Origin of the sequence: Micromonospora sp. D75 (assembly GCF_018070405.1) — a bacterium.
GTDB classification, from domain to species: domain Bacteria; phylum Actinomycetota; class Actinomycetes; order Mycobacteriales; family Micromonosporaceae; genus Micromonospora; species Micromonospora chalcea.
This window is the reverse complement of record NZ_JAGPXV010000676.1, coordinates 1-3029: the sequence shown is the minus strand read 5'-3', so window position 1 is coordinate 3029 and position 3029 is coordinate 1. Positions and strand designations below refer to the sequence as shown.

Annotated in this window: 3 protein-coding genes; 2 read left to right on the top strand and 1 reads right to left on the bottom strand. The window is 71.1% G+C overall.

Translation table 11 applies throughout. The annotated features are described in order from the left end of the window. Both KBX39_RS27520 and KBX39_RS27515 read left to right on the top strand, forming a co-directional pair. Positions 1–1863 (top strand): 3-hydroxyacyl-CoA dehydrogenase NAD-binding domain-containing protein (locus tag KBX39_RS27520; RefSeq protein ID WP_210873264.1); only part of this gene is annotated, 1863 nt, incomplete at its 5' end. Positions 1864–2046: 183 nt separating this feature from the next. Continuing rightward, positions 2047–2829 carry a hypothetical protein gene (locus KBX39_RS27515; RefSeq protein ID WP_064447155.1) on the top strand — a complete coding sequence of 261 codons (783 nt, stop codon included), beginning with the start codon at positions 2047–2049 and terminating at the stop codon, positions 2827–2829. Positions 2830–2885: 56 nt separating this feature from the next. Here KBX39_RS27515 and KBX39_RS27510 read toward each other — a convergent pair. Beyond that, positions 2886–3029 (bottom strand): VOC family protein (locus KBX39_RS27510; protein WP_282102487.1); only part of this gene is annotated, 144 nt, incomplete at its 5' end.

The window sequence follows — 3029 nt, the reverse complement described above, 5'->3', positions numbered from 1 at the left end:
GCGGTCACCGGCAAGCCGTACATCTTCTGCGTGGGCGCGGACATCACCAGCCTGCCCGCGCTGGAGAACCGCGAGCAGGCGCTGGAGATCGGCCGGCTCGGCCACCGCGTCTTCGCCCGGCTCAAGGACAGCGCCGTCCCCACCTTCGCGTTCGTCAACGGCGCGGCGATGGGCGGCGGCCTGGAGCTGGCGCTGCACTGCCACTACCGGACGCTGTCGGCGGGCGCGGCGGCTCTGGCGCTGCCCGAGGTCTCGCTCGGCCTGATCCCCGGCTGGGGCGGTACGCAGCTGCTGCCGAACCTGATCGGCATCCCGGCCGCCACCCAGGTGATCATCCAGAACCCGCTGATGCAGAACAAGATGCTCAAGCCGAAGCAGGCGGCCGAGATGGGCATCGCGGACGTGCTGCTGGAGCCGGCCGACTTCCTGGAGCGGTCGCTGGAGTGGGCCGCCGGCGTGGTCCGGGGCGAGGTCGCCGTGACCCGCCCCGAGGTCGACAAGGACATGTGGGCGGGCGTGCTCTACTTCGCCCGGCAGACCCTCGACCAGCGGCTGCACGGCGCGGTCCCGTCCGCGTACAAGGCGCTGGACCTGCTGGAGACGGCGAAGGACGCCGACTTCGCCACCGGCACCGCGGCGGAGGACGAGGCCCTCGCGGACCTGGTCTTCTCCGAGGAGCTGCGCAGCGGCCTGTACGCCTTCGACCTGGTGCAGCGGCGGGCCAAGCGCCCGGCCGGCGCGCCGGACAAGGGCCTGGCCCGCCCGGTCACCAAGGTCGGCATCGTCGGCGCCGGCCTGATGGCCAGCCAGCTCGCGCTGCTGTTCGCCCGGCGGCTGCAGGTGCCGGTCGTCATGACCGACCTGGACCAGTCGCGGGTGGACAAGGGTGTCGGCTACGTGCACACCCAGATCGAGAAGGCCGTCAGCAAGGGCCGGATGGACAAGGGCACCGCGGCCAAGCTGTACGGCCTGGTCAGCGGCTCGGTCGACAAGTCCGTCTTCGCCGACGCCGACTTCGTCATCGAGGCCGTGTTCGAGGACCTGGGCGTCAAGAAGCAGGTCTGGGCCGAGCTGGAGAAGATCGTCAAGCCGGAGGCGGTGCTCGCCACCAACACCAGCTCGCTGTCCATCACCGAGATGGCCGCCGACCTGGAGCACCCGGAGCGGGTGGTCGGCTTCCACTTCTTCAACCCGGTCGCGGTGCTGCCGCTGCTGGAGATCGTCCGCGGCGAGCGGACCGACGACGCCACGCTGGCCACCGCGTTCGCTGTCGGCAAGCAGCTCAAGAAGTCGTCGGTGCTGGTCAAGGACGCCCCGGCGTTCGTGGTGAACCGGCTGCTGACCCGCTTCCTCGGCACCGTGTTCGCGGCCGTCGACCAGGGCACCCCGCTGGACGTGGCGAACAGCGCGCTGGACCCGCTGGGCCTGCCGATGCGTCCGCTGGCGCTGCTGCAGCTCGTCGGGCCGGCCGTGGCGTACCACGTCGGCGGCACCCTGCACGAGGCGTTCCCGGACCGGTTCGGCGTCAGCGAGAACCTCAAGCGGATCGCCGACTCGGGCCAGCCGATCGTGGTCGACGACCAGATCAACGACGAGGTGGCGAAGCTGCTGGTGGTCGGCGACGAGCCGCTCACCGCCGAGCAGGTGCGGCAGAACGCGCTGGACGCGCTGGCGCAGGAGATCCGGCTCATGCTCGACGAGGGCGTCGTCGCCGAGGCGCAGGACATCGACCTGTGCATGATCCTCGGCGCCGGCTGGCCGTTCCACCTGGGCGGCGTGACGCCGTACCTGGACCGGACCGGCACCTCCGAGCGGGTGACCGGCAAGCGGTTCCTGCCGCGCGGCGTGGCCAGCCTGCGCTGACCGATACCGCATCGATCGCGGTGGTCGGGCTGTCCGAGACGGACGCCCGGCCACCGCGATCGGCGTTTCGGGGGCAGGTCACGGGTCGGATGCGGTTTCGTCCCACCGGCCTTCCACGGACAGCGGCATGTCGGTGCTCCTGGCTACGATCACGCCTTCAGTTTTCTCACAGGAGCTGCCTACATGTCCCAGCCGCCGTCCAATCCCTACCCCGGCCACTACCCGCCGCCCCAGCACCAGCCCGGCGGCTTCCAGCCGCCCCAGCAGCCGCAGTACGGCGGTGGCTACCCGCAGGCTCCGCAGCAGCCCCAATACGGCGCTGACTACCCGCAGATCCCGCAGCAGCCCCAGTACGGCAACCAGTTCGGCGCGCCGGTCCCGCCGAAGAAGTCCGGCGTCGGCAAGATCCTGCTGATCGTCCTCGCGGTGGTCCTGGTGCTCTGCGTCGGTGGCGGCATCGTCACCTGGCTCGTCACCAAGGACACCGTCGGCGAGGTGGTCACCGCCACCAAGACCCGGGTGGTCGAGCCGCAGACGCTCGGCGGCCGGCCGAAGGTCACCGACCCGCAGCTGCAGAACGCCGCGACGCAGATGAAGGCCTCGCTCAGCAAGGACGTGCCGGACGCGACGAGCACGGCCGGCGCCTTCTACGGCAACCCGGAGAAGAAAGACCTGGTCATGATCGTCGCCGTGTCCGGCGTCATGGCCGACCCGAAGAAGGAACTGGACGACGCCGCCACGGCGGTCACGCCGGACCTGGCCACCAAGGACTTCAAGACGGTCGACCCGGGCCCGCTGGGCGGCGACGCCAAGTGCTCCGACGGCAAGGCCTCGGGTGAGCAGGTGGCCGTCTGCATCTGGGCCGACCGGGGCAGCCTCGGCATGGTGGTCGTCTACTTCAAGTCCGCGGCCGAGCTCCAGAAGGAGTTCGTCACGATGCGCGGCGAGATCGAGAAGCAGGGCTGACACCGCTACGCACCGGGCCCCCGCCGCGACGGCGGGGGCCCGGTGTCGTTTCCGGATCAGGCGGACCCGGCCCGTTCGGCAGGGCTCCGGCAGACGCAGAACTCGTTGCCCTCGGGGTCGGCCAGCACCACCCAGCCGCTGCCGTCCGGCCGGCGCCGGTCGGCCACCAGCGTGGCGCCGAGGTCACGCAGCCGCGCCAC

Excerpts from the sequence above, each read along its gene's own strand:
- KBX39_RS27515 (WP_064447155.1), top strand. The coding sequence starts at position 2,047 with ATGTCCCAGCCGCCGTCCAATCCCTACCCCGGCCACTACCCGCCGCCC.